This is a genomic window from Priestia iocasae (genome assembly GCF_016909075.1).
GTDB lineage: Bacteria > Bacillota > Bacilli > Bacillales > Bacillaceae_H > Priestia > Priestia iocasae.
In genome coordinates, this window is sequence record NZ_JAFBFC010000001.1 from 32,036 (window position 1) to 57,375 (window position 25,340).

At 36.5% G+C, this 25,340-nt stretch carries 25 protein-coding genes; 20 read left to right on the forward strand and 5 right to left on the reverse strand.

Annotated elements, in window-relative coordinates:
* The first annotated feature begins 85 nt into the window (after positions 1–85).
* Together JOC83_RS00140 and JOC83_RS00145 are read left to right on the forward strand one after the other, a co-directional pair.
* Positions 86–280: an alpha/beta-type small acid-soluble spore protein gene (locus tag JOC83_RS00140; RefSeq protein ID WP_205182391.1), complete on the forward strand. Its 195-nt coding sequence runs from the start codon at positions 86–88 to the stop codon at positions 278–280.
* Between the two features lie 174 nt (positions 281–454).
* Positions 455–2,044, forward strand: a complete 1,590-nt coding sequence (locus tag JOC83_RS00145; RefSeq protein WP_205182392.1) for an amidohydrolase family protein — start codon at positions 455–457, stop codon at positions 2,042–2,044.
* A 74-nt stretch (positions 2,045–2,118) separates the two neighbouring features.
* On the opposite strand, the gene JOC83_RS00150 is transcribed toward JOC83_RS00145, so the two are convergent.
* Entirely contained in the window at positions 2,119–2,919 is an 801-nt protein-coding gene (locus JOC83_RS00150; protein WP_205182393.1) for an NAD kinase, read from the reverse strand.
* A 130-nt stretch (positions 2,920–3,049) separates the two neighbouring features.
* On the opposite strand from JOC83_RS00150, the gene sppA reads away from it, so the two are divergent.
* The 8 genes from sppA (at position 3,050) to JOC83_RS00190 (ending at position 10,237) form a co-directional block, all read left to right on the forward strand.
* Positions 3,050–4,066: a signal peptide peptidase SppA gene (sppA, locus tag JOC83_RS00155; RefSeq protein ID WP_205182394.1), complete on the forward strand. Its 1,017-nt coding sequence runs from the start codon at positions 3,050–3,052 to the stop codon at positions 4,064–4,066.
* Between the two features lie 11 nt (positions 4,067–4,077).
* On the forward strand, positions 4,078–4,590 hold the full coding sequence (locus JOC83_RS00160; RefSeq protein ID WP_205182395.1) for an RDD family protein: 513 nt from the start codon (positions 4,078–4,080) through the stop codon (positions 4,588–4,590).
* A gap of 143 nt (positions 4,591–4,733) precedes the next feature.
* Positions 4,734–5,441, forward strand: coding sequence for a DUF2953 domain-containing protein (locus JOC83_RS00165; protein ID WP_205182397.1), 708 nt, complete (start codon positions 4,734–4,736; stop codon positions 5,439–5,441).
* A 13-nt stretch (positions 5,442–5,454) separates the two neighbouring features.
* Entirely contained in the window at positions 5,455–5,946 is a 492-nt protein-coding gene (ytfJ, locus tag JOC83_RS00170; RefSeq protein WP_205182399.1) for a GerW family sporulation protein, read from the forward strand.
* A gap of 155 nt (positions 5,947–6,101) precedes the next feature.
* Complete coding sequence (gene tpx, locus JOC83_RS00175) at positions 6,102–6,602, forward strand: thiol peroxidase (RefSeq protein WP_205182401.1); 501 nt, start codon at positions 6,102–6,104, stop codon at positions 6,600–6,602.
* A gap of 249 nt (positions 6,603–6,851) precedes the next feature.
* Complete coding sequence (locus JOC83_RS00180; protein WP_205182403.1) at positions 6,852–7,838, forward strand: class I SAM-dependent methyltransferase; 987 nt, start codon at positions 6,852–6,854, stop codon at positions 7,836–7,838.
* Between the two features lie 208 nt (positions 7,839–8,046).
* On the forward strand, positions 8,047–9,237 hold the full coding sequence (locus tag JOC83_RS00185; protein ID WP_205182405.1) for an acetate kinase: 1,191 nt from the start codon (positions 8,047–8,049) through the stop codon (positions 9,235–9,237).
* A gap of 145 nt (positions 9,238–9,382) precedes the next feature.
* Positions 9,383–10,237, forward strand: coding sequence for an EcsC family protein (locus JOC83_RS00190; RefSeq protein WP_239583249.1), 855 nt, complete (start codon positions 9,383–9,385; stop codon positions 10,235–10,237).
* 58 nt (positions 10,238–10,295) lie between these two features.
* On the opposite strand, the gene JOC83_RS00195 is transcribed toward JOC83_RS00190, so the two are convergent.
* A complete protein-coding gene (locus JOC83_RS00195) occupies positions 10,296–10,610 on the reverse strand; it encodes a hypothetical protein (protein ID WP_205182407.1) in 315 nt (104 codons plus the stop codon).
* A gap of 206 nt (positions 10,611–10,816) precedes the next feature.
* On the opposite strand from JOC83_RS00195, the gene JOC83_RS00200 reads away from it, so the two are divergent.
* From JOC83_RS00200 to JOC83_RS00230, 7 genes are all read left to right on the forward strand, one after another.
* The gene (locus JOC83_RS00200; protein WP_205182409.1) at positions 10,817–12,025 is read left to right on the forward strand and encodes an argininosuccinate synthase; all 1,209 of its coding nucleotides are present in this window, start codon (positions 10,817–10,819) and stop codon (positions 12,023–12,025) included.
* Positions 12,022–13,401: an argininosuccinate lyase gene (gene argH, locus JOC83_RS00205; protein WP_205182411.1), complete on the forward strand. Its 1,380-nt coding sequence runs from the start codon at positions 12,022–12,024 to the stop codon at positions 13,399–13,401. The genes JOC83_RS00200 and argH overlap by 4 nt, the downstream gene beginning before the upstream one ends.
* 130 nt (positions 13,402–13,531) lie before the next feature.
* Positions 13,532–13,702 carry a hypothetical protein gene (locus JOC83_RS00210; RefSeq protein ID WP_205182412.1) on the forward strand — a complete coding sequence of 57 codons (171 nt, stop codon included), beginning with the start codon at positions 13,532–13,534 and terminating at the stop codon, positions 13,700–13,702.
* Positions 13,703–13,875: 173 nt separating this feature from the next.
* On the forward strand, positions 13,876–14,997 hold the full coding sequence (ald, locus tag JOC83_RS00215) for an alanine dehydrogenase (RefSeq protein WP_205182413.1): 1,122 nt from the start codon (positions 13,876–13,878) through the stop codon (positions 14,995–14,997).
* A gap of 284 nt (positions 14,998–15,281) precedes the next feature.
* Positions 15,282–15,965: a metal-dependent hydrolase gene (locus JOC83_RS00220; protein ID WP_205182414.1), complete on the forward strand. Its 684-nt coding sequence runs from the start codon at positions 15,282–15,284 to the stop codon at positions 15,963–15,965.
* 273 nt (positions 15,966–16,238) lie between these two features.
* Positions 16,239–16,475, forward strand: a complete 237-nt coding sequence (locus JOC83_RS00225) for a hypothetical protein (RefSeq protein ID WP_338038845.1) — start codon at positions 16,239–16,241, stop codon at positions 16,473–16,475.
* Positions 16,476–16,609: 134 nt separating this feature from the next.
* Positions 16,610–17,926, forward strand: coding sequence for a CBS domain-containing protein (locus tag JOC83_RS00230; RefSeq protein ID WP_205182415.1), 1,317 nt, complete (start codon positions 16,610–16,612; stop codon positions 17,924–17,926).
* Between the two features lie 172 nt (positions 17,927–18,098).
* Here JOC83_RS00230 and JOC83_RS00235 read toward each other — a convergent pair whose 3' ends face one another.
* Entirely contained in the window at positions 18,099–18,398 is a 300-nt protein-coding gene (locus JOC83_RS00235; protein ID WP_205182416.1) for a YtpI family protein, read from the reverse strand.
* A 135-nt stretch (positions 18,399–18,533) separates the two neighbouring features.
* Between JOC83_RS00235 and JOC83_RS00240 the strand changes: the two genes are divergently transcribed.
* On the forward strand, positions 18,534–19,469 hold the full coding sequence (locus JOC83_RS00240; protein ID WP_205182417.1) for a DHH family phosphoesterase: 936 nt from the start codon (positions 18,534–18,536) through the stop codon (positions 19,467–19,469).
* Positions 19,470–19,608: 139 nt separating this feature from the next.
* Here the strand turns inward: JOC83_RS00240 and ytrI are convergent, their stop codons facing one another.
* Both ytrI and ytrH read right to left on the reverse strand, forming a co-directional pair.
* Positions 19,609–20,133 carry a sporulation membrane protein YtrI gene (gene ytrI, locus JOC83_RS00245; protein ID WP_205182418.1) on the reverse strand — a complete coding sequence of 175 codons (525 nt, stop codon included), beginning with the start codon at positions 20,131–20,133 and terminating at the stop codon, positions 19,609–19,611.
* On the reverse strand, positions 20,130–20,465 hold the full coding sequence (gene ytrH / locus JOC83_RS00250; RefSeq protein ID WP_205182420.1) for a sporulation membrane protein YtrH: 336 nt from the start codon (positions 20,463–20,465) through the stop codon (positions 20,130–20,132). Before ytrH ends, ytrI begins: the two co-directional genes overlap by 4 nt.
* A gap of 118 nt (positions 20,466–20,583) precedes the next feature.
* Here ytrH and dnaE point away from each other — a divergent pair, with 118 nt between their 5' ends.
* Entirely contained in the window at positions 20,584–23,946 is a 3,363-nt protein-coding gene (gene dnaE / locus JOC83_RS00255; protein ID WP_205182422.1) for a DNA polymerase III subunit alpha, read from the forward strand.
* 143 nt (positions 23,947–24,089) lie between these two features.
* Positions 24,090–25,319 (forward strand): NADP-dependent malic enzyme, encoded by a 1,230-nt coding sequence (ystJ, locus tag JOC83_RS00260; RefSeq protein WP_205182423.1) that lies wholly within the window; start codon positions 24,090–24,092, stop codon positions 25,317–25,319.
* Positions 25,320–25,340: the final 21 nt, after the last annotated feature.

Consider the following 25,340-nt stretch of genomic DNA (forward strand, 5'->3'; position numbering starts at 1 on the left):
TAACGCATTCAAAAAATTACCAAATATATTTTGTATGAAGCCATGTGTTTTTACACAATCTATACTCACAAGGAGGTGAAAACACATGGCAAACACAAACAAATTAGTAGCTGCTGGTTCTCAAGCTGCTATCGATCAAATGAAATATGAAATCGCTTCTGAATTTGGTGTAAACCTAGGTCCTGAAGCAACAGCTCGCGCTAACGGTTCAGTTGGTGGTGAGATCACTAAGCGTTTAGTTCAAATGGCTGAACAACAACTTGGTGGTAGCTACAAATAAGCAATTCACAAATAAATAAGCATGGCTACAAAGAGTGGGGTTTCCCCACTCTTTTTATTTGTAAAGAGATGGATGATTTTTGTGAATTTAATAAATTTTCTATTATAATGGATGTATGAAATAGTATGTCATAGCTAATTAAGTGAATAGACATAAGCTAGGGAGCTGGTTTAAGTGAGCACACTTTGGTATGGTGGAACAATTTATACAATGAGAAGGGAAGGGGAGACAGTAGAGGCTGTTTTGGTAGAAGACGGTGTCATTCAAGCGGTTGGAAAAGAAGACGTTCTTAGAAGAGAATGGCAACATAAAATAACAGAAGAAATTTCTTTACATAATCGAGTCATGTATCCAGGGTTTGTGGATAGCCATTTGCATCTAATTGGCCATGGAGAAAAACTTCTTCGTCTGGACTTAACAGAGGCTAAATCAGGAGAGGAAGTACTAAGATTATTAAAAGAAAAAGTAAACGAGGTTGAAGAAGGAGAATGGATTATTGGCGAAGGATGGGATGAAAACCAATGGGAGAACCCTTATATCCTTCATAGGCGACAACTTGATGAAGTGACAACAAAGCACCCTTTAATTATTAAAAGAGTTTGTCGTCACGCACTAATTGCCAATAGTAGAGCGTTAGAAATGAGTGGCTTTTCTGCAGAAGTTCAAGATCCTAGTGGTGGCGTCATTCATCGAGATGAAGATGGCACTCCTAATGGATTTCTGCTTGATCAAGCCCAAGAGCTTGTTACAGCTCATATTCCATTAGCATCTGAAGCGTATCTGCAAAAAGCGTTAACAGTTGCCATTGACGATTGCATAAAACATGGATTAACAGGAGGACATAGTGAGGATTTAAATTATTATGGAGGATTTTTACGTACATATGAAACATTTAAACGCGTAATTGATGGGGAAAAAACAAAATTCAGAGCGCATCTATTAGTTCATCATGAGGTAGTTGATAACATGATGGAGCTGTCTGAGGAAGTACGAAATGAAAACTCTTTTATTGAGTTAGGTTCGGTGAAGATTTTTTCAGATGGCTCTTTAGGTAGCCAATCAGCGTTATTAAGCTTTCCGTATCACAATGATCCATCTACGAATGGAGTAGCTATTCATTCATTAGAGAAGTTAAAAAGTATTGTAAAAAAAGCGCGGGAGTATGGTCGAACAGTTGCTGTTCATGCTATTGGTGATTTAGCATTTGAATATGTGTTAGATAGCATTGAAGATTATCCTCCAAAAAAAGGGCAAAGAGATCGTATTATTCATGCTCAGATTTTGAGAGAAGAGTTAATTGAGAGAACGAAAAAGCTTCCAGTTGTATTAGATATTCAGCCACGCTTTGTTGTAAGCGATTTTCCATGGGTCATTGGACGAGTTGGAGAGAAAAACCTTTCTTATTGTTACGCATGGAAGACGTTGATAAAAGAAGGGATTTTATGTGCAGGTGGATCAGATGCGCCAATTGAGCCTATTAGCCCTTTATTAGGTATTGAAGCAGCTGTTACACGTCAATCGTTATCAGATGGGAAAGTGTACATGAAAGAAGAGCAGTTGAGTGTATTTGAAGCTATTCAGCTGTTTACCATAGGAAGCGCTTATGCAATTAGTCAGGAAGACAAAAAAGGATATATTGAAAAAGGGTACGTAGCTGATTTTACCGTTCTTGAAAAAGATTTATTTAAAGTCAAAGAAACAGAAATTTCTGGTGTAGAAGTTATCTATACTGTTATAGATGGGGTCATTATGTACAAACAATAAGGCAGTAAATTTGTTAAGAGAAGAAAAAATGACTCGAAAGGAATGGAGCTGACCTTTCGAGTCACGTTTAATTATTATAAAAATGTACGTTGAACACGTTGCCAAAACGAGTTATCTTTTAATTTCAATGTTTTAATCTGACGATCGCTTAAATTAATTTTAATTTGTTCAATTTGTCTTGCGCTTAGCGCTTCATTGTCAATGCCAATCGTCGGCCAGTGACTATTATCAGTGCGTAGTTTCAATGTGAGTGTATTTTCACCACTTAAAATAAACGAAGAACCAAGTGTACGATAGTCGTTGTTATTTAATGATGCGATTTCACTTACTTGCATGCACGGTAATAGTGGATCGACAACAGCACCATTTAATGATTTATTGTAGGCTGTACTACCAGTCGGTGTTGAGATAACCATTCCATCTCCACGGAATGTCTCGAAGTAATTTTTATTAATAAATACATCCATAGAGAATGCTTTTATAACAGAAGATCGAATAGAACACTCATTTAAGCAGTAAAAGGATGGATTATTGTCAAATTGAACTTCGATGACAGGGAACCTTCTTACTTCAAGGTTTTCCGTTTTCATCGCTTCAATGATTTTTTCAGTATCATCAATGTGAAAGTCGCAATAGAAGCTAAGGTGATCAGAAGTTGCGATTCCAGCATATAAACAATCGTCGCGGAAACCTGTCTGACGTACAGCTTGCAAAAATGCACCATCTCCACCAATTCCAATAACGATGTTTGCTTCTTTCATATCGTTAACAATATGAAAGTTGTGTTCATCAGCTAATTTGTATAATGGCTGAATTCGTTCATTCATTTCTTTGCTTTTACGATAAAATAAGTAAACATTACGACGATTAGGCATATCTGTTCCCCCTTGTGTGACTATGGTGTAAACTGGTAAAAAAGTTTGCTACAATAATTATATCATTATTTTGAAAAAAATTAAAAGAATTATCTTGCAATTTAGTTATCTTTTTAGGAGGGTGTACAAGATGAATAAAAAACGGTGGATTGCACTTAGTTTAGCTTTAGGCTTGTTTGTTGTATCTGTGATCGCAAGCTTTGCAACAAATGTGTTGTTTTCAGGAAAAGGAGAAGGAATAAGCTCTATGTTTGGGCAAGGAAGCGATGACCTTTATGCAGAAACAGTACTAGAAGAAGGAGATCCTACAAAGAAAGTCGTTGTCCTAGAAGTAAATGGCGTCATTCAAGATACAGACGCCCAAGCAAGTCCGTTTTCAGGACAGAGTGGATATAATCATCGAGTTTTTTTGGAAACATTAGATGAATTAAAGGAAGATTCATCAGTTGGGGGAGTCATCATTAGGGTCAATTCACCTGGTGGTGGTGTAGTAGAAAGCTCAGAGATTCATAAAAAAATAGCAGAATTTAAGCAGAAAACAAAAAAGCCAGTGTACATATCAATGGGAACAATGGCAGCTTCAGGAGGCTATTATATTTCAACAGCTGCTGATAAAATTTATGCAATTCCTGATACGCTAACAGGTTCATTAGGTGTGATTATGCAAAGCATTAACTATAGTGAATTAGCAGGACGCTTAGGTGTAGAAGATGTCACAATTAAAAGTGGTCCGTATAAAGATATTATGTCTCCTGGACGAGACATGACAAAAGAAGAAGCAGCGATTATGCAAAATCTTGTTAATAATGCGTACGATGGCTTTGTGGATGTGATCAAAGAAGGACGTAATTTATCTGAAGATGAAGTAAGAAAAATTGCTGATGGACGTATATACGACGGGCGTCAAGCAAAAGAGTTAAAGTTAGTTGATGAGCTAGGGTTCTTTGAAGATACAATCAAAGCTATCAAGAAAGATCATCAATTAAAGGGTGCGCAAGTTGTTCAATACAACCAAGCATTCAGCTTTCCATCTTGGCTTTCAATGAGTATGACACAAGCTTTTAGTGGTCGGTCAGAGCTTTCAGGTGTATTAAATCTGTTAGGGAAACCAAATTCACCACGCCTTATGTATTTATATATGGAATAGGGGTGAAAGGTATGGATGTACAAAAAAATGAAGGGCTAATAGAAGCTGAAGTGGCTAAGCTAGATGAGAGAGAGAGCGTTGTTGAACAAAATAGAGTAGATCCTTCTATTTATTATGCGGGCTTTTGGATGCGCTTTTGGGCGTATGTTCTTGATATTATTGTCATCGGTAGTTTAAATAGATTAGTGATCAAGCCAATCTTTCAAGTGTTAGATATATCAAGAGAAGGGGGAATTTTATCTCCTTATGCAATTACAACAGCCATTGTATTCTATCTTTACTTTATTTTAATGACAAAGATTTGCAGTCAGACGCTTGGTAAGATGGTATTTGGATTAAAAGTTGTTCATATAAAAGGAGAACAATTAAGTTGGCCAGTTATCGTATTTCGTGAATTAGTTGGTCGCTATATATCAAAAACCCTTTTATTTATTGGGTATCTTCTTGTAGCGTTTCTACCAAAAAATCAAGGGTTACATGACTATTTCGCTGAAACAACGGTTATACATGAAAACCGAGGGTAAAGAGGCAGACTAATAAGGTCTGTCTCTTTTTCTATGTAAAGGATAAGTAGCTTCATTCATTTCATAAACATAGAGAGGGTTCACGTCTATGTTTATTTCTGACGGAGAAGGACATAATGGAAAGCTAAGAAGGGGTGAACGTAGTGTTATGGATTGTTAGTATATGTGGCTTTCTACTCCTCTTTCTTTTGCTTGTCATTTTCACGAAAATAAAGGTATTCGTTACTGTTAATCATGTGAAAGATAATGATTATGCAAAAATTACTTTTTCAGCTTGGTTTGGGCTCATTCGTTATACATATGAGATTCCAGTGATTAAGGTTCAAAAAGATTCTCCCACCATATTAGTTGAAGAAGAAAAAGGAACTGGAGATAAAGGAAACGAGAATCAAAAAACAGCAAAGGATTATTCTGTTAATGATGTACTAGACTTCTTGCAAGATACAAAACAATTTCTACAACATGTTGTGGGATTTCATAAAATTTTAAGAAGGTTTCTAAAAAAAGTCTCAATTAGAGAGATGAAATGGCATACGAGATTTGGAATTGGAGATGCAGCTCATACAGGAATGGCCATTGGGGTAGGGTGGACATTAAAAAGTGGAATTATTACACTTATCGGTCAGTATATGAAATTGAAAGATTCTCCAGAGATGTCCATTACACCTGTGTTTCAACATGTTTGGTCAGAATTTCTATTTGAATGCATAATTTCTTTTCGTATCGGACATGCTATTCTAGCAGGATTTCGGACATTTAAGTATTGGCGCAGCGCGTATGAAGGAAAAAAAGAATTTTTTACTCAACTAAGGCCGAAACCAGAACATGAAGAACGTTCTTTAAAAACATAAGGAGGCTACCAATATGGGAGAACATCCAATTAAAGGTCTAATGTCAACAGCGATGGAAAATCTAAAAGAAATGATTGATGTGAATACAATCATTGGCGATCCCGTAGAAACACCTGATGGCAGTGTCATTTTAACAGTTTCAAAAGTAGGTTTTGGGTTTGCAGCAGGAGGCAGTGAGTTTCAGGCTGAAGGACAAAAGTCATCTAAAAGTGAAGAGAATCAGCAGCAAAACGAACCGAAGCTCCCATTTGGAGGAGGTAGTGGGGGCGGTGTCTCAATCACACCCATTGCTTTTTTAATTGTCAATGCAACAGGAATTAAAATGCTACATTTGAATGAAAGTGCTCATCTTTACGAAAAAATCTTAGATACAGCACCTCAAGCAATTGAGAGAATCCAACAGATGTTTAAGAAAAATGAAAATACAAATAATCAGCATTCAACACAACAATCCCAGTCTACTCAACAGCATGGAGAGGGACATACGGGGCAAATAAATTTATAACGATTTTGAATTGAAATACCTAAAGAGCAACTTATGAGAGAGTGAATCTCTCATAAGTTGCTCTTTTTCATTTATTCGTTACTGAAATAATTGCATTCTAGTAGTGGAAAGGCTATATTTACACTGTACATATCTTTAAAAGGGAGGAATTAACAATGGCAACAGTTACATTTAAAGGAAATGAAGTAACATTAGCGGGTAGTCCAGTGAAAGTAGGGGACGCTGCACCTAACTTTACGGTTCTTGCAAATGATTTATCGGAAGTAACGCTTAATGATACAAAGGGATCAGTGCGTTTAATTAGCGTTGTACCTTCAATTGATACAGGTGTTTGTGATGCTCAAACTCGTCGTTTTAACGAAGCAGCAGCTCAGCTAGATAATGTAAAAGTATTAACGGTAAGTGTTGATTTGCCATTTGCTCAAAAGCGCTGGTGTGGAGCAAACGGCATTGAAAATGTCCAAACTTTATCAGATCATCGTGATCTATCATTTGGTGAAGCATACGGAGTAGCGATTAAAGAGCTACGTTTATTAGCTCGTTCTATTTTTGTAGTTGATTCAAATGATAAAGTAATACACGTAGAGTATGTGAACGAAGTAACAGATCATCCTAATTATGAGGCAGCAATCGAAGCAGCAAAAGCGGCTCAGTAAAAGTGAGGATGGCTTATTTTATAAGCTGTAAATAAGAAAAGAATAGTTTAACAAAGCCCCCTGTACATTATCCAGTCATTCAATGGATGGAAGAGTCAGGGGGTTTTGTCTTTGTTGGCGTTAGCTCGTTTTTCTTTTTTGTGTTCAATTTAGTATTTATGATAAAATGGGATGTTCTTATTATCATGATTACGCTGTTTATAACGGTTCGTAAGTATATAGATAGAAGAGAAAAAAGGAGGACAAGACATGAGTCATTTAACAGAAATGGAAAAAGTGTTTTCTGCCATTGATCAAACTGCGATTATTTTACGTAAAGAATTAAACTGTTTATACCTGGAGGCCATAGCTGAGACAGGGGAAAACATGTTTCATGGAGAGATTTTACAGGATGAACTAGATGAAGTAACCAAGAAGCGATTAGAAAGAGAGTATGAATCCATTAACTTAGAAAAAATAGATGGAGAAACAATTCGTAAAGCCTATCAACTTGCCATTTTAAAAGGAATGAAAGAAGCGGTTCAACCAAATCATCAAATGACACCAGATGCAGTGTCCTTGTTTGTAAGTTATTTAATTGGGAAGTTTATGGAAGGTAAGTCGAATTATAACCTACTAGACCCAGCAGTTGGAGCTGGTAACTTACTAACAACCATTTTAAATCATCATCATCAATTAATTGATGCAGCTTATGGAATTGATGTGGATGACTTATTAATTAAGCTGACGTATGTAAATGCAAACTTACAAAAGCATGGTGTTCAATTGTTTAATCAAGATAGTTTACAGCCATTATTCATTGATCCTGTAGACTTAGTTGTATGTGACTTACCAGTAGGATATTATCCAAATGATGAGGGAGCAAAGGCATATCAAGTAAGAGCGGAAGAAGGTCACTCATATGCTCATCATTTATTTATTGAGCAAAGTTTAAATCATATGAAAGATGGGGCTTACGGTATTTTTCTCGTGCCAAATAATTTGTTTGAAACGGAACAAGCAAAGAGTCTACATGCATTCTTAAAAGAGGTAGCAGTCATTCAAGGACTAATTCAGCTTCCACTTTCTATGTTTAAGCAAGAAAGTATGGCGAAAAGTATTTTCATTATACAGAAAAAAGGCGAAGGTGTTGTCACACCTAAGCAAGCTCTTCTTGTTCAGCTACCAAAGTTTTCAAACCGTGAAGCAATGAATGATATGATGACTCAAATGAATGAATGGTTCCGTAATTGTTAAATAGCTATTTTTAGAAAATAACGAATATTTTCAGGTACCGCTTTCAAAGCGGAGTAGCTCTTGAAATATGTTGTAGTGAATGATTAAATGGATAAGGATAGAAAACGTGTCGAAATGCATAGAATATTGTAGAGAGCCTACTTTTTAAGTTCGTTCTGTTCGTCATGTTGATGATGTGCGTACAACAAAAAAGGAGCTGTATTAACTTATGTCAAAAATTATGGCCATTAATGCCGGTAGCTCTTCACTTAAGTTTCAGTTATTTGAAATGCCAAGTGAGAACGTGTTAACAAAAGGTTTAGTAGAGCGTATTGGTTTAGATAATGCGGTATTTACCATTTCAGTAAATGATGAAAAGCAAACAGATGTTATGGATATTCCGGATCATTCTGTTGCAGTAAAAATTTTAGTAGAAAAACTTCTTTCTACTGGAATCATTAAATCCTACGACGAGATTACAGGTGTAGGTCATCGTGTTGTTCATGGAGGAGAGCGCTTTGCGGATTCTGCTTTAATTACAGATGAAACATTAGCAGAAATCGAATCTTTATCAGACTTAGCTCCGCTGCATAATCCAGCTAACGTTGTTGGAATTAAATCATTCCAAGAGATTTTACCAAATGTTCCAGCTGTAGCGGTATTTGATACTGCATTCCATCAATCAATGCCAGAGCAATCGTATCTTTATAGCTTACCTTATGAGTACTATGAAAAATATGGTATTCGTAAGTATGGTTTCCATGGTACATCTCATAAGTACGTATCAGAACGTGCGGCTGAATTATTAGGACGTCCAATTGAGCAATTACGTTTAATTTCTTGTCACTTAGGAAATGGTGCAAGTATTGCTGCAATTGAAGGTGGAAAGTCAATTGATACATCAATGGGCTTCACGCCATTAGCAGGTGTAGCAATGGGAACGCGCTCAGGAAATATTGATCCTGCGTTAATTCCATACATCATGGAAAAGACAGGAAAAACAGCTGATGAAGTATTAAATGTTTTAAATAAAGAAAGTGGTTTATTAGGAATTTCGGGTATTTCGAGTGACCTACGCGACTTAATCAAAGCAAGTGACGAAGGTAGTGAACGTGCAGAAACAGCACTTGAAGTATTTGCGGGCCGTATCCACAAATATATTGGTTCTTATGCAGCACGTATGTCTGGTGTAGACGCTATTATCTTCACAGCAGGTATTGGTGAAAATAGTGATATCGTACGTGCACGTGTTCTTCGTGGACTAGAATTTATGGGTGTATATTGGGATCCAGCGCTGAACAACGTACGAGGAGAAGAAGCATTTGTGAGTTACCCTCACTCTCCAGTAAAAGTAATCATTATTCCTACAAATGAAGAAGTAATGATTGCGCGTGATGTTGTCAGATTGTCTGAAAATTAATAAATGATGTAAATAGCCTGCCTATCTTATTCAGTGTTTCTGAGTAGATAGGCAGGCTATTTTATTACACAATCGATTCGACGCTTATTTCACTGTACATATAAACATTTGATATAATGAAGGAAATGGCATTAGGAAAAGGGTGATGATTGTGAGATTAACAAATCGAGAGCAACAATTGCTTAGTGAGATTGAGCAATGGGAGAAATCACTGCAACATTATGAAGCGACTGAAATGCAAGTAACATACGAACAGTGGTTAGATCGTTCATTGTCGCTCATTCCAGATGATGTACTTTCTACATATTTACAAAAAGTAGATAATTGGATTTTTCATTTAAATGGAATTATTCAAGGAACACAAATTCATGAAAATGCCAAAATACAAATTCTAGAGTCTTCACGCGTGTTTAATGAGGATATTAAACAGTTATCAGAAATAAAAGGACTACACCTTGATCAACTTTCTTATATATGTGAGCAGCAATTAGCGAAACAGCGACTTTATTCTCTCACACAAGGTGCTCTTTCTGGAACGGGGAATATTTTGTTTCTAGGTGCCGATATACCAGGGTTGTTAGTCTTGAACTTACATGCTATCCACGTCACCGCGATGAGCTACGGCTACGAAGTAAATACTCCGTTTGAAATGATGCTTGCTTTAAAAGTTTTTCATGCAGCTACTTTACCAAAGCGCTGGCAGTATGAAGGATGGGAACATATAAAAGAAGAAGTTACGCAAGACTACGATCTTTTCTTTTATGAAGGAAATGAACGTATAGTCGATAAAACATGGGTTGAAAAAGTGTGTACGCAATTACTCAAAACCATACTCATTTTAGTGACAAAGAGAAAAGCGTATGATCGCTTACCCATTATTAGCATGGCAATTGGTGGAGGGTTAAATTACCGCTTTACGCGAGAAGTAACAGATTTTGCAAAGAAGTTCTACCAATATCGATCGATTATGGACAAACATACCGAACATATAGATGTATAAAAAGGAAAGGTTATCTCCAAAAGAGACACTGTTTTGTCTCATTAGAGATAACCTGTTTTTATGTGTGAATAGCCTTTGATACATGTTGATTAAGACGATACCAAATCCACAAATCATTAATAATGGAAGCTAATTCTGAAATATCATGATTCAATTGACAAGATCGTTCAAAATTACTTTCTTCACCTAACTGCGCTTGTTTCTCATTAATGATTGTTTCTAATTCATAAATACGATCAGGAATGGTCCCTCTTATTTCTTCCCATTTTAATAGAATAGCTTGCTGCTCTTCTTTCGTGTAATCCTCCCACTCTTTCTGAAGACGTGGTAAAGAGATACCTAACCGCTCATCCATTTTAAAGATTGATTTCATTTACTAGCTCACCCCATCTTATCTTAGTTTCTATTGTACATAATATGTGTTGAAAACTCATCATGTTTTCACACGGAAAAACATAAGAGATAAATTTTTATACTTTTTTGTGAATAAGTATTGAAAAGAAGAGCTTTAATTGTTACATTATTATTAACTTAAATGAATAAAAATTAATTTATGGTTATATAGAGGAGGACATATAAATGAGTCAGCAGAAAGTGGTATTAGCGTATTCAGGTGGATTAGATACATCCGTTGCAATAAAGTGGCTACAAGATAAAGGTTATGATGTAGTAGCTTGTTGCTTAGATGTAGGAGAAGGAAAGGACCTTCAGTTTATTAAAGAAAAAGCATTAACAATTGGAGCAATTAAATCATATGTTATTGATGCAAAAGAAGAATTTTCGAATATTTATGCATTGTCGGCTTTGCAAGCACATGCTTTGTACGAAGAGAAATATCCACTTGTATCAGCACTCTCTCGTCCGTTAATTGCTCAAAAGTTAGTTGAGGTAGCGGAGCAAGAGCAAGCTGTAGCAGTTGCTCATGGTTGTACAGGAAAAGGGAATGATCAAGTTCGGTTTGAAGTATCAATTAAAGCGTTAAATCCTGATTTAGAAGTAATTGCCCCAGTTCGTGATTGGAAATGGTCTCGTGAAGAAGAGATTGAGTATGCCAAAGAACATAATATTCCAATTCCTATCAACTTGGACAGTCCATTCTCGATTGATCAAAATCTATGGGGAAGAAGCAATGAGTGTGGGGTATTAGAAGACCCTTGGGCAGCACCGCCAGAAGAAGCGTATGATTTAACAGTATCATTAGAAAAAACACCAGACACGCCTGATATTGTAGAGATTAAGTTTGAAAAAGGTGTCCCAGTAGCGTTAAACGGACAGTACTATGCCTTGTCACAGCTTATTTTAGAGTTAAATGAAATTGCAGGTAAGCACGGCGTAGGACGTATTGATCATGTTGAAAATCGTCTTGTTGGAATCAAGTCTCGTGAAGTATATGAGTGTCCAGGTGCTATGACTCTATTAAAAGCACATAAAGAATTAGAGGATTTAACGTTAGTAAAAGAGATAGCACACTTCAAACCAGTCATTTCAAAGAAATTGACAGAGGTCATCTACGAAGGGTTATGGTTTTCGCCGTTAACAAAAGCGTTATTAGCATTCCTACAAGAAACACAGCAATATGTAAATGGTGTAGTTAGAGTCAAATTGTTTAAAGGTCATGCCATTGTAGAAGGACGAAAATCACCTAATTCTCTATACAATGAGAAGCTAGCAACCTATACAAAAGAAGATGAATTCGATCATCAAGCAGCCGTTGGATTCATTACATTATGGGGACTACCAACAAAAGTAAGTAGCATAATCAACAACAAGAAGGTGACAAACGTATGAATAAATTGTGGGGAGGGCGTTTCACGAAACGTCCTGAACAATGGATTGATGAGTTTGGAGCGTCAATTGAGTTTGACCAACAGTTAGTAGAAGAAGATATAGAAGGTAGTCTTGCTCATGTTAAAATGCTTCAAAAGTGTGCCATTTTATCTGAATCAGATGCAAAACAGATCATTGACGGTCTTCATGTGTTACTTGAAAAAGCAAAGAAGAAAGAATTATCGTTTTCTGCTGAATATGAAGACATTCATCTTAATCTTGAAAAGTTATTAATTGACGAGATTGGGCCAGTTGGAGGAAAGCTTCATACAGGAAGAAGTCGTAACGATCAAGTAGCAACAGATATGCACCTCTATTTGAAAAAACATGTAAATGTGATTTTGTCACTTTTACATGAGTTAGAACATGTGCTTGTGACAAAAGCCGAGCAACATGTTGAAACGATTTTTCCAGGTTATACACACCTCCAACGTGCCCAACCGGTTTCATTTGCACATCATTTACTTGCTTATGTAGCTATGTTTAAGCGAGATGCACAAAGATATGAAGAATCGTTAAAGCGTATTGATCTATCTCCTTTAGGATCAGGAGCATTAGCAGGTACGACATTTCCTATAGACCGTCAGTATAGTGCACAGCTGTTAGGATTTCATGGTATCTACGAAAATAGCATGGACGCTGTAAGTGATCGTGACTTTATTATTGAATTTTTAAGTAATAGCTCTATTCTCATGATGCATCTTTCTCGTTTTTGTGAAGAGTTAATTATTTGGTCAAGTCATGAGTTTCAATTTATTGAAATGGATGATACGTATGCGACGGGGAGTAGCATTATGCCTCAGAAAAAAAATCCAGATATGGCTGAATTGATTCGAGGGAAAACAGGACGTGTATATGGCCACTTATTTAGTTTGTTAACGGTATTAAAAGGAACACCATTAACGTACAACAAAGATTTGCAAGAAGATAAAGAGGGCATGTTTGATACTGTTACGACCATTGAAGGGTGCTTGACTATTTTTGCTGGTATGATTGAAACAATGACGGTCAAAACGGATGTGATGGAAAAAGCAACGCAACAAGACTTTTCAAATGCAACGGAGCTTGCTGATTATTTAGCTGCAAAAGGTATGCCGTTTCGTGAGGCTCATGAAATCGTAGGGAAAGTAGTGTTAACATGCATTCAAAAAGGCATCTATTTGATGGATTTGTCGTTTGATCAATATAAAGAAGCTTCTCACCTATTTGAAGAAGACATTTATGAAGTTCTTCATCCCAAAACAGCTGTTAATCGTAGAAATAGTGCGGGTGGAACAGGATTTGAACAAGTGAAAATGGCCATTCAAAAAGAAAAACAACGCTTAAATGACGTGTAAATCAAAAAAGGCTTTATCATTCATGTATAAACGAATGATAAAGCCTTTTCGTTTTGTTAGGAGTATAACATATAAAAAAAGAAGGAAAATTAATGTGTGTAAACTAACAATAACAAAAGGAGCGAAAAAAATGAAAGACAAAAAGCATCCGCAACATCAATATGAATACGATCAAGCAGGAGAACAAGAAACGTTTCAACAATTAATGGATTCTTACGCAAGTGGTGTCGTTGGAGATGGGTATATGGCTCAGCCGATTGAAGATGTAGAAGCAAAGAGTGATAGTGAACTATACGAATAGTCATGAGCATATAATGTAGAAATCCATTTAGAAGATCTGACATGACAGCTTTTCCGTCATGTCAGATCTTCTAAAGCTAAGAGAACTTTATACACCTAGAAAGTGTGAAATTAAAAAAAGTTTAACGGCAGACTTTCTAGGTGTAGCCACTAATTGAACAAGGAGGAATAATTGTGAGAATTGGTGTACCGAAAGAAATTAAGAATAATGAAAATCGAATTGCGATGACACCAGCAAGCGCCATGTATCTGATTAATAATGGTCATGAAGTATACATTGAAAAAAGTGCAGGAATTGGATCAGGCTTTGATGATGACCAATATATTCAAGTTGGAGCAACCATTGTTGAGAGTGCCGAAGAGGCGTGGGCCATGGATATGGTGATGAAGGTAAAAGAACCGTTAGCAGAAGAATACCAATACTTTCGTGAAGGACTTATTTTATTTACATACTTACACTTAGCCGCTGAGTCCGCATTAACGAAAGCATTGATTGATAACAAAGTAATCGGAATAGCTTATGAAACTGTTCAATTGCCCAATAGATCTCTTCCGCTCCTTACACCTATGAGTGAGGTGGCAGGAAGGATGTCTTCGCAAGTCGGAGCTCAATTTTTAGAAAGAACAAAAGGTGGAAAAGGAATTTTACTAGGTGGGGTACCTGGTGTCCAACGTGGTGAAGTGACCATTATTGGTGGAGGAGTAGCAGGGACAAATGCTGCAAAGGTAGCGGTAGGGCTAGGAGCACACGTGACCATCATTGATTTAAATGTAGATCGCTTAAGGCAATTGGATGATATCTTTGGCAAAGAGATTACAACGCTTATGTCTAACCCTTACAATATTGCACAAGCTGTAAGAGAGTCAGACTTAGTAATCGGTGCGGTCCTTATCCCAGGAGCAAAAGCTCCGAAGCTTGTAACTGAAGAAATGATTCAAATGATGTCGCCAGGTTCTGTCATTGTTGATATCGCCATTGATCAAGGTGGCATTTTCGAAACGACAGATCGCATTACAACTCATGATCATCCAACTTACGAAAAACACGGTGTCGTTCATTACGCAGTTGCAAACATGCCAGGAGCCGTTCCTCGTACATCTACATTCGCCCTTACAAATGTAACCATGCCATACGCGTTGCAAATCGCAAATAAAGGTTACAAAGCTGCTTGTCTACAAAATGAAGCATTACTAAAAGGGGTCAACACATTAAATGGATTTGTCACGTATGATGCTGTGGCTGATGCTCATCAGTTAACATATGCGGATGCACGAACGTTGCTTGGGCAAATGTAATCTAATCATTTAGAACGAGGAAATGTATCAAATAAAGCGTTTTTTGCTCTGTTTGGTACATTTCTTTTTTAGTATCTCTTTGCTGCAAAGATGTTAAAGATAGCTATATCCTACTAGTTGTTAAAAAGAAACACAGTTTAGTGGAACAGTCTTACATGAGTTGCATAAAAGTCTTCAAAGGTTAAAGTGAAACAAAATAAGGGTAATAGTAAAAAAGACAAGGAGTTCTTTGTTTTTTCTTGAACTAAATATAATGAAAACGACAATAGCAAGGAGAGAGTATAATGCGTATTTCATATCATGGTCATTCTGTTGTAAAAATCGAAGCGAACGATAAAGTTATTTTAATTGATCCGTTTATTAATGGAAATGAGCTTACAGATTTAGAAGTAAGTGATATAAAAGCAGATGTTATTTTGCTTACGCATGGTCATAATGACCACGTTGGAGATACGGTTGAGATTGCAAAAAACAATGATGCACTTGTCATCGCCCCATTTGAGTTGGCTACTTTTTTAAGTTGGAAAGGAGTAAATACTCATCCAATGCATATTGGTGGCTCTCATACATTTGATTTCGGTACAGTTAAACTGACACAAGCATTTCACGGTTCAAGTTATACAGATGAAGAGACAAAGCAAATCATCTATACAGGCATGCCTGCGGGGTTACTCATTACAATTAATGAAAAAACGATTTATCATGCAGGAGATACAGCTCTTTATTCTGACATGAAGCTTTTAGGTAAACATCATTCAATCGATGTCGCTTTTTTACCAATAGGAGACAACTTTACAATGGGACCAGATGATGCCCTTTTAGCTGCCGAATGGATTAATGCTAGAGTTGTGGTTCCTATCCATTACAATACCTTTCCTGTTATTAAGCAAGATCCACACGCTTTTGTAGAAAGATTAACAAAAGCAAAAGGTCAAGTGTTACATGCTGGAGAATACGTGGAGGTGTAAAAATCCTCATCTAAAAGGTGTTGTTTTTTGAAACGTAATTGCGAAAGGTTGATTAGAACAGAACGTGAACAATCTAGAATTAAAAAGACTTTCTACTAGTTGTTAAATTGCAACACCGTTTATAAAAATAGCCTAAATAAAAGAAAGATAGTGCTCTCTTGTCTGAGCGAAAAGGATGGCTTGGTTTTTCTTCATTCCTTTTCACTCAGACTCTTCTTTTTTTCCGGACAAGTGCATACAATGAACTAACTTTAATGCAAGGAGAGAGCAAAAGTGAAAAATAAAACGTTGCTTTATCTGTTATTATGTGGATTTATGCTTTATTATGCCGTGCCCAAGTTGGTCTTAAATACTGAAACGCTGCAGGGGATTTTTTCTTTATCATGGTTATTTTTATCTGTTCTTGTAGTAGGAGGAAACTTATCAGCATTTCTTTATCGTACTAAAAAAGAACGCCAGCAAGTTGTACAAACAAAACAAGGACAGAGAAGAATTTATCAACGGAGCTAAGATACATTGAATCAAACAACGTGCACCCTTATAATAAAAGATAGAAGAAACTATTTGCTGTAAAATAAAAAAGTTTTTATAAAATCTAGTAGAAAAGCATGAAGCGTGAAAATGCTTTAAAAGGGTGAACAAATTTGGCGACGAAGCACGAACAAATTTTACAATATATTGATTCTTTACCGATTGGTGAAAAAATATCGGTAAGGCAAATTGCAAAAGAATTAAGTGTGAGTGAAGGCACCGCATATAGGGCAATTAAAGATGCCGAAAATAAAGGATATGTATCAACGATTGAACGCGTCGGAACCATTCGAATTGAAAGAAAGAAAAAAGAAAATATTGAAAAGTTAACGTATGCAGAAGTTGTAAACATTGTAGACGGACAAGTATTAGGTGGACGAGAAGGATTACACAAAACCTTAAATAAATTTGTTATTGGGGCAATGAAGCTTGAAGCGATGATGCGTTATACAGGAGCTGGCAACCTTCTTATTGTTGGAAATCGCACAAATGCTCATGAGTTAGCGCTCGAAGCTGGAGCTGCCGTTCTTATTACGGGAGGGTTTGATACAGAAGACCGTGTAAAGCGTCTTGCTGATGAATTGAAGCTTCCAATCATTTCAACAACATATGATACCTTTACTGTTGCTACAATGATTAACCGAGCGATTTATGACCAACTGATAAAAAAAGAAATTGTACTTGTGGAAGACATTTTAACACCTGTTACAGAAACGATTGTTTTACGTTTGGCAGATACAATTGAAAAATGGCATGAGTGTAATGAAAGAACGAAGCATAGTCGCTTTCCAGTTGTAGATCAACAGCTAAAAGTACACGGGATGGTTACATCCAAAGACGTAATGGGTTTTGACCGCAGTACATCAATTGAAAAAGCGATGACAAGAAATCCGATGACGGTTCATGGAAAAACATCTGTTGCATCTGCCGCTCACATGATGGTGTGGGAAGGAATTGAGGTATTACCCGTTGTTGATGAGTATCATCGTCTTGAAGGAATCATTAGTAGGCAAGATGTATTAAAGGCATTGCAAATGATTCAACGCCAACCTCAAGTCGGTGAAACAATTGATGATATCGTGACAAATCAATTCATTGATGTTGAGGAAACAAAAGGAGAGCAATATTATCGTTGTGAAATTACGCCGCAGATGACCAACTTTATGGGAACAATCTCGTATGGTGTTTTTACAACCATTGTAACGGAAGCGGCTAATCGTGTCTTGCGCGCTTATAAAAAAGGTGATTTAGTTATCGAAAACATCACGATTTATTTTATTAAGCCTGTTCAAATTGAAAGTATGATTGAAATTCGTCCAAAAGTATTAGAGCTTGGACGAAAGTTTGGGAAAGTAGATGTAGAAGTTTACAATGAAGGCATTGTTGTAGGAAAAGCGTTAATGATGGCCCAAATTCTTGACCGAACATAATTCGTTAATCAGTCATTGGTCCTTCATAGAATGGGATGGCGTGAAACAGAGCTTTCTTTTTTGGTTCATCTTTGTAAAATGGAACGTCATCTAAGTCCTGAGATTGTTAGGATTTAAACGGACGTTCCATTTTGCATAAATGTACCTTATATACGCTAGTAAGTAGTGCGTTCTATTTTTGCTCTTGCGCTTCTTTGATAACAAAAGGTAAGTAATGTTTGTAAGCGCGAACCCCAGCCCATATGCTTCCGGCACCTATTAAGACAAAAAGAAGACCGACGATAATAGATAGAGTGGTTTGATAAATAAACCATTGATTAATGCCAAAAAATAGTACGAATACGCCTAAGGCAATACTGGATTTTGCAGACAACCATTGCTTTTCAATAGGACGTTTTGAACGAACATATTTTAATTTTAGGTATACATAGAAACCTAGTGAAGATAAGATTAATATAACAAGAAAAGGCATTGTTGTTCCTCCATTAAAACGCTTTAATTCATTCTCTTTTATTGTACCGATAGATGAAATGAAATTCTAGTGTTATAGACGTATTGTTTCAAAACATTCAAATTTTACGAAATGAATTGAGAGGGAGATAGATAAATGAAAGATCAAATACTCGAAGAAATTAAGCAGTTTGACACCATCATTATTCATCGACACGTTCGTCCAGACCCAGATGCTTATGGTTCTCAATGCGGATTGGCAGAAGTGCTGAAAGCTTCTTTTCCTCATAAGCAAATTTACGTAGTAGGTAAGCCGGAATCCTCCTTGCAATTTTTGTACGAAATGAACGAAATAGAAAATAAAATATATAAGGAAGCTCTAGTCATTATCTGTGATACCGCTAATGAAGAGAGAGTGTGTGACCAGCGCTATAAAGAAGGCAAGAAAATCATTAAAATTGATCATCATCCGAATGAAGATGCGTATGGTGACCTTTTATGGGTTGATACGGATGCTAGTTCAACAAGTGAAATGATCTTTGAACTGTATTTACACGGCAAAGAGCAAGGTCTAACGTTGACAGATAAAGGCGCTCAATTAATCTACGCAGGTATAGTAGGAGATACAGGTCGTTTCTTATTTCCGAGTACAAAGCCTAAAACCTTGGAATATGCTAGTCAGCTTATTCAATATAACTTTGAGTTTAAAGATTTATATGATCAACTTTATAATACAAAAGTGAATGTTGCCCATTTACAAGGTTATGTGTTGCAAAATTTCGTTATGAGTGCATCAGGTGTAGCTTCAATGATTATTTCAAAAGAAATTTTACAAAAATATGATGTGACCCCGTCGGATGCGTCACAATTAGTAGGCATATTAGGCAATGTCGAAGGAATTAAAGCGTGGGCGTTTTTCGTAGAAGAAGATAACCTTATTCGCGTTCGCTTACGTTCTAAGGGTCCTGTGATTAATAAAATTGCTCAAAGGTATAAAGGAGGAGGCCATCCAATGGCAGCCGGAGCTTCTATTTATGACTGGGAAGAAGTGAAGAGTGTATTAGCGGATTTAGAAGATGTTTGCTGCTACTAGAGCGTTGGTTGAAAAATAACGATCTAGTAGATACGCAACATCCCTTGTTCATCTATTTATTATGATAACTAGATGAACAAGGGATGTTTTAGTTTGAGTCAAATGAGGTGTTTTTTACCTTGTTTGACTTTTTCTTTTTTTAAATGATCTTTTTCACTGATTTAATTTTTAACTGAACAGACAGTGTTGTATAAAATAAAATTTCATGAACTTCAACAGTGTACAACATTTTGTCGATTTTGTACTCTTTATTTTCGATTGCTTTTTTTAATAATTGATTTGAATTATAGACATCTTCTATGTTTTTTGAGATTAAATATTCAATTTCTTCTTTCGCACTTTCTTGAATGAGATAAGCAGAATAGCTGTCCAATTTGTACTTCTCTTTTTGTTCGGTAGCGACTCTTACTTTTATATCTTGAATAAGTAGGTTTCGTTTGTTTTCTTTGTTTAGTGCTTCTTTTTCACTCATCCAAATTTCTTTGTCTCGCTTTAAATCCTCAAATTCTTCTTTTCGATCATTAAAATATTTAATCCTGGCATCTTGAGACATCCCATACAAGGCTAAAAAAACCCCCCAGCTTATAATAGCGCCGATTGCTAATCCAGCAAAGAAACGTTGCCAATCAGACCGTTTATAGAGGCGGTTATCTGGAACTCTCATGTACCTAGGTGCTCCTGAGTTAGCCATTTAATAATGATAGACCCTGTTTGAGCGCCGCCCATTGCGACTAAGATAAGAAGAATTTGCTTAAACACATCCTTTGTTGCTCCTTCAAACAAGCCTCGTTCAAAGCTGTAAAAGGTATCAAACGTTCCACCAATGGCCCCCACAATCGCCCAAATCTTTAGGCTATTGCTTAACATATACATCGTATATAGAGGGGGTTTGCCCACTAGAAATCCCCCGAATGCACCAATTAATGAACCGCCTAAAATAATTCCTAAAGAAGTAAAATAACTCCATATAAATAACGTCATGAATGGTTCTTTCATAAAATAGCCTCCTCTCTTTTCATATATATGGACAAACTGAGGAAGTTATGTAATTTGTGTGTATGGACAACAAATTTTATAATAAAGATAACGATAAATTATAAGGGTGGGAAGACATGTGCCTTTTGTTCATTTACAGGTACAAAGTTCATACAGCTTATTACAAAGCTCAGTGAAGGTAGAAGAGCTAGTTCAAAAAGCTAAGGAATTACACTATGATTCAGTGGCACTGACAGATGAAAATGTCATGTACGGAATAATACCTTTTTATAAAGCATGTAAGCAGGAAGGAATTAAACCAATTATTGGCTTGACGTTGTCTATTTTAGATAGTCAAGGAGACGAAGTGAGCGTTGCGCATCCGATGGTTTTACTAGCTGAAAATGAAGTTGGCTATCAAAATTTATTAAAAATGAGTAGCATCGTTCAAACAAAAGAAACAAAAGGACTAAATCGAAAATGGCTTCCTCATTATAGTGAAGGAATTATTGCTATTACTCCAGGACAGCGGGGAGAAATTGAGGATTTGTTGCAACAAGGACGTATAAGTGAAGCAGAGGAGTCTGTGCGTTTCTTTCAAAACACATTTGGAAGAGACCACTTTTATTTAGCTGTTCAACACCATGATGCTAAAGATAAAGAGTTACAATCCAAGGTCATAGAATTAGCTGAAAAATGTGACGTATCACTGGTTGTGACAAATGATGTGCGCTATTTAGAGCAAGAACAGCATCTTGCTCAAGATTGTTTGTTAGCGATTAAACAAGGTACACAGTTAGAAGACGAACATCGAGAACGATTAGAGGGGTCAGAGTATTATCTAAAGACAATTGAAGAGATGACAAGCCTCTTTACTCATTTACCTGAAGCGCTTAAGAATAGCGTTGAAATTGCAAAAAGATGTAAGATGGATTTGGAATTAGGATTAACGGTTCTACCTAGGTATCCTGTACCTGGAGAGCAAAGCGCTGATGAATATTTACAGCACTTATGTGAGAAAGGTTTAAAGGAACGAGTAGTCAGTATTTCAAAAGAATATGTAGAGCGCTTACAATATGAATTACATATTATTAGTAAGATGAATTTTAGTGATTATTTCTTAATCGTATGGGACTTTATGGATTATGCTCATCGACAGGATATTCTAACAGGGCCAGGACGTGGTTCAGCTGCAGGATCACTTGTTGCTTATGTACTGCGTATTACGAATGTTGATCCAGTTAAGTATGATCTTTTGTTTGAGCGATTTTTAAACCCTGAGCGAATTTCAATGCCTGATATTGATATTGACTTTCCTGATAATCGAAGAGATGAGGTTATTCAATATGTGGCTGAAAAATACGGACAACTACATGTTGCACAAATCATTACGTTTGGAACGCTAGCAGCAAAAGCAGCCATTCGCGATGTAGGAAAAGCAATGGGAGTGAATGCGGAAGAAGTTAGTACATTATCCAAGTTAATTCCAAACAAAGTTGGAATTACGTTGAGACAAGCTTATGAGCTTTCTCAGCCTCTAAGAGCTTTTGTAAGTCAGTCCGCTCAATCTCGAAACTTGTTTCAAACTGCGATGAAAATTGAAGGTCTACCGAGACATACATCTACTCATGCGGCGGGCGTAGTTATAAGTGAGAAATCGTTGACAGAAAAAGTCGCATTACAAGAAGGAAGCAATGGTGTTTATTTAACGCAATTTCCAATGGGAGCTCTAGAAGATCTTGGATTGTTAAAGATGGACTTTCTCGGATTGCGTAATTTAACTATTTTAGATGAAATTGTCAAGCAAATTAAGAGAGACACAAGAGAACGAATTGATTTAGAGAATATTCCACTGAACGATTCTGAAACGTTTACCTTGTTAGCCAAGGGAGATACGACTGGTATCTTTCAACTAGAGTCAGAAGGAATGCGCAAAGTATTAAAACAGTTACAACCTACGGAGCTAGAGGATATTGTAGCAGTTAATGCATTGTACCGACCAGGACCTATGGAACATATTCCTATGTATATCCGTAGAAAACATAAACAAGAGCCCGTTCACTACCCTCATCCAATTTTAGAGCCTATTTTAAAAAAGACATACGGTGTAATTGTTTATCAAGAGCAAATTATGCAGATTGCATCAAAAATGGCTCGCTTTACATTAGGTGAAGCGGACTTATTACGGCGTGCAGTAAGTAAGAAAAATAAGCTCGTATTAGATGAACAACGAAGTCACTTTGTGCAAGGGTGTATAAAAAATGGGTATGAAGAGCAGATTGCTCAATCAATATATGATTTAATCGTTCAATTTGCCAATTATGGATTTAATCGTAGTCATGCCGTGGCTTATAGCATGGTAGCTTATCAACTAGCCTATTTAAAAGCCAATTATCCTGTTCAATTTTTTGCTGCGTTGCTAACAAGCGTCATTGGAAACGAAGGGAAATTAGCACAGTATATTCAAGAGGTTAAGCAACGAAATTTATCACTTTTACCACCTTCTATTAATAACAGCATTTATTCGTTTAAGGTGGAAAAGGGACAAATACGCTATAGTTTAGCAGCGATTAAGCACGTGGGTGTTGCAGCTTTACAAGAAATAACGAAAGAAAGAAGAAAAAAACCTTTTGAAGATTTATTTGATTTTTGTATGCGTGTTTCAATGAAGATTGTGAACAGAAAAGTCTTAGAATCTCTTATTGTAGGAGGTTGTTTTGATGAATTTGAAGAGAACCGAGCTACTTTACTAGCAAGTATTGATGTTGCTATGGAGCATGCGAATCTTGTTCAACCAACCGACCATTCTACAGAAGGATTCATCGATGATGAGTTTATGCTAAAGCCGAAATATGTACATGAAGATGAGCTCTCCTTAGAGGAACGTCTCAAGAGAGAAAAAGAAGTTCTTGGGTTTTATTTATCAAGCCATCCTGTATTACCTTATAAAGAAATTCGTATATTTAATCAATGGAAAACCATTTATGAATTAACTCAATCTTTCTCTATATCTAATGCAGATACAATCATTTTTTTAGCAAGAGAACGAGTCATTCGTACAAAAGCAGGAGAAGAGATGGCGTTCTTTACAGTCAGTGATGAAACGGGTGAAATGGACGCCGTAGTGTTTCCGAAAGTATATAAACGCTTTTCTTCTTTGTTAAAGACTGGGGAAGTACTAGCTGTAAAAGGAAAAGTAGAAGATCGAGACAACCGAAAACAACTGGTTATTCAACATGTGCAATTCGCACAAGAGCTAAAAGAAACGCTGCGACATGAGGAGCTTTATTTAAAAATCGAACAAAAACATCAAACAACCAACATGCTTCGACAAATTCGACAATTATTATCGGCATATAATGGGAATACACCAGTTATTCTTTATTACGAAGATGAGAAGCGAATGCTGCGATTACCGAATGAATATGCAGTGAATGCTGATAAAACTCTTCTTGCTGAATTAAAAGGAATACTAGGAGATTTAAATGTTGTGTTGAAATAATCTTTACAGATTTACATTGTTGTTATATTGTAAAATAGTTAGAGTGGTCTGACCACCCTGTATAAATCTGTTAATTATATATTTTATTTATTTATTTATTTATCACATATGTTGAACCCATTATCTACAAGGAGTGAATTTAATTGTCTTTACGTGAAGAAGCACTACACATCCACCGAATCAATCAAGGAAAGCTTGAATCTAAATCTAAAATCCCTGTACGCAATGCGAAAGACCTCAGTTTAGCATATTCTCCAGGTGTTGCAGAGCCTTGTAAAGCAATCTATGACGATGTTAATAAAGTATATGAGTATACAATGAAGGGTAACATGGTTGCTGTTGTATCAGATGGTACAGCCGTTTTAGGTCTAGGAAATATTGGACCAGAAGCAGCAATGCCTGTAATGGAAGGAAAAGCTGTATTATTTAAAAGTTTTGCCGGTGTTGATGCATTCCCTATTTGTTTAAATACAACAGATGTGGACAAGATTGTAGAAACGGTAAAATTATTAGAGCCAACGTTTGGAGGCATTAACCTTGAGGATATTGCTGCACCAAATTGCTTTGAAGTAGAAGAGCGACTAAAAAAAGAAACAAATATCCCTGTTTTTCATGATGATCAACATGGAACAGCAATTGTAACAGCAGCAGGTCTTGTAAATGCATTAAAACTTGTAAACAAATCGATGTCTGAAATCAAAGTGGTTGCCAATGGTGCTGGAGCAGCTGGGATTGCGATTATAAAGTTACTCTATCGCTACGGTGTGCGTAATATTACAATGTGTGATTCAAAAGGCGCAATTTATGAAGGTCGTCCTTATGGAATGAATCCTGTAAAAGATGAGGTTGCAACATATACAAATCGTGACAAGATCGATGGTCAATTAGCAGATGTAATTGAAGGAGCAGATGTATTTATCGGTGTATCTGTTGAAGGTGCTTTAACACAAGAAATGATTAAGACAATGAATTCAGATCCAATTATCTTTGCCATGGCTAACCCAGTTCCGGAAATTATGCCAGAAGAAGCAAAGGCTGCGGGTGCTAAAGTGATTGGTACAGGACGCTCTGACTTTCCTAACCAAGTAAATAACGTATTAGCATTTCCAGGTATTTTTAGAGGAGCACTTGATGTGCGTGCTACTCATATTAATGAAAAAATGAAAATGGCAGCTGTAGAAGCAATTGCTAGTTTAATTTCAGAAGAAGAGTTACATGCTGATTATGTAATTCCAGCTCCTTTTGATGCAAGAATTGCTCCTGCTGTAGCGGCCGCGGTAGCGAAAACGGCGATGGAAACAGGCGTTGCACGTATGAAAGTAAACCCTGAAGAAGTAGCAGAAAAAACGCGTCGCTTGGCAATCATTGAATAAAGTGAGTGAGACGGTACGTTG

Coding starts and splice junctions, on each gene's coding strand:
- JOC83_RS00185 (WP_205182405.1), top strand. CDS start 8,047: ATGTCAAAAATTATGGCCATTAATGCCGGTAGCTCTTCACTTAAGTTT.
- JOC83_RS00150 (WP_205182393.1), bottom strand. CDS start 2,919: ATGCCTAATCGTCGTAATGTTTACTTATTTTATCGTAAAAGCAAAGAA.
- JOC83_RS00235 (WP_205182416.1), bottom strand. CDS start 18,398: ATGCCTTTTCTTGTTATATTAATCTTATCTTCACTAGGTTTCTATGTA.
- JOC83_RS00240 (WP_205182417.1), top strand. CDS start 18,534: ATGAAAGATCAAATACTCGAAGAAATTAAGCAGTTTGACACCATCATT.
- JOC83_RS00210 (WP_205182412.1), top strand. CDS start 13,532: ATGAAAGACAAAAAGCATCCGCAACATCAATATGAATACGATCAAGCA.
- JOC83_RS00160 (WP_205182395.1), top strand. CDS start 4,078: ATGGATGTACAAAAAAATGAAGGGCTAATAGAAGCTGAAGTGGCTAAG.
- JOC83_RS00140 (WP_205182391.1), top strand. CDS start 86: ATGGCAAACACAAACAAATTAGTAGCTGCTGGTTCTCAAGCTGCTATC.
- ytfJ (WP_205182399.1), top strand. CDS start 5,455: ATGGGAGAACATCCAATTAAAGGTCTAATGTCAACAGCGATGGAAAAT.
- argH (WP_205182411.1), top strand. CDS start 12,022: ATGAATAAATTGTGGGGAGGGCGTTTCACGAAACGTCCTGAACAATGG.
- JOC83_RS00190 (WP_239583249.1), top strand. CDS start 9,383: ATGATTGTGAGATTAACAAATCGAGAGCAACAATTGCTTAGTGAGATT.
- ytrH (WP_205182420.1), bottom strand. CDS start 20,465: ATGAAAGAACCATTCATGACGTTATTTATATGGAGTTATTTTACTTCT.
- JOC83_RS00195 (WP_205182407.1), bottom strand. CDS start 10,610: ATGAAATCAATCTTTAAAATGGATGAGCGGTTAGGTATCTCTTTACCA.
- sppA (WP_205182394.1), top strand. CDS start 3,050: ATGAATAAAAAACGGTGGATTGCACTTAGTTTAGCTTTAGGCTTGTTT.
- JOC83_RS00180 (WP_205182403.1), top strand. CDS start 6,852: ATGAGTCATTTAACAGAAATGGAAAAAGTGTTTTCTGCCATTGATCAA.
- JOC83_RS00220 (WP_205182414.1), top strand. CDS start 15,282: ATGCGTATTTCATATCATGGTCATTCTGTTGTAAAAATCGAAGCGAAC.
- JOC83_RS00200 (WP_205182409.1), top strand. CDS start 10,817: ATGAGTCAGCAGAAAGTGGTATTAGCGTATTCAGGTGGATTAGATACA.
- ytrI (WP_205182418.1), bottom strand. CDS start 20,133: ATGAGAGTTCCAGATAACCGCCTCTATAAACGGTCTGATTGGCAACGT.
- tpx (WP_205182401.1), top strand. CDS start 6,102: ATGGCAACAGTTACATTTAAAGGAAATGAAGTAACATTAGCGGGTAGT.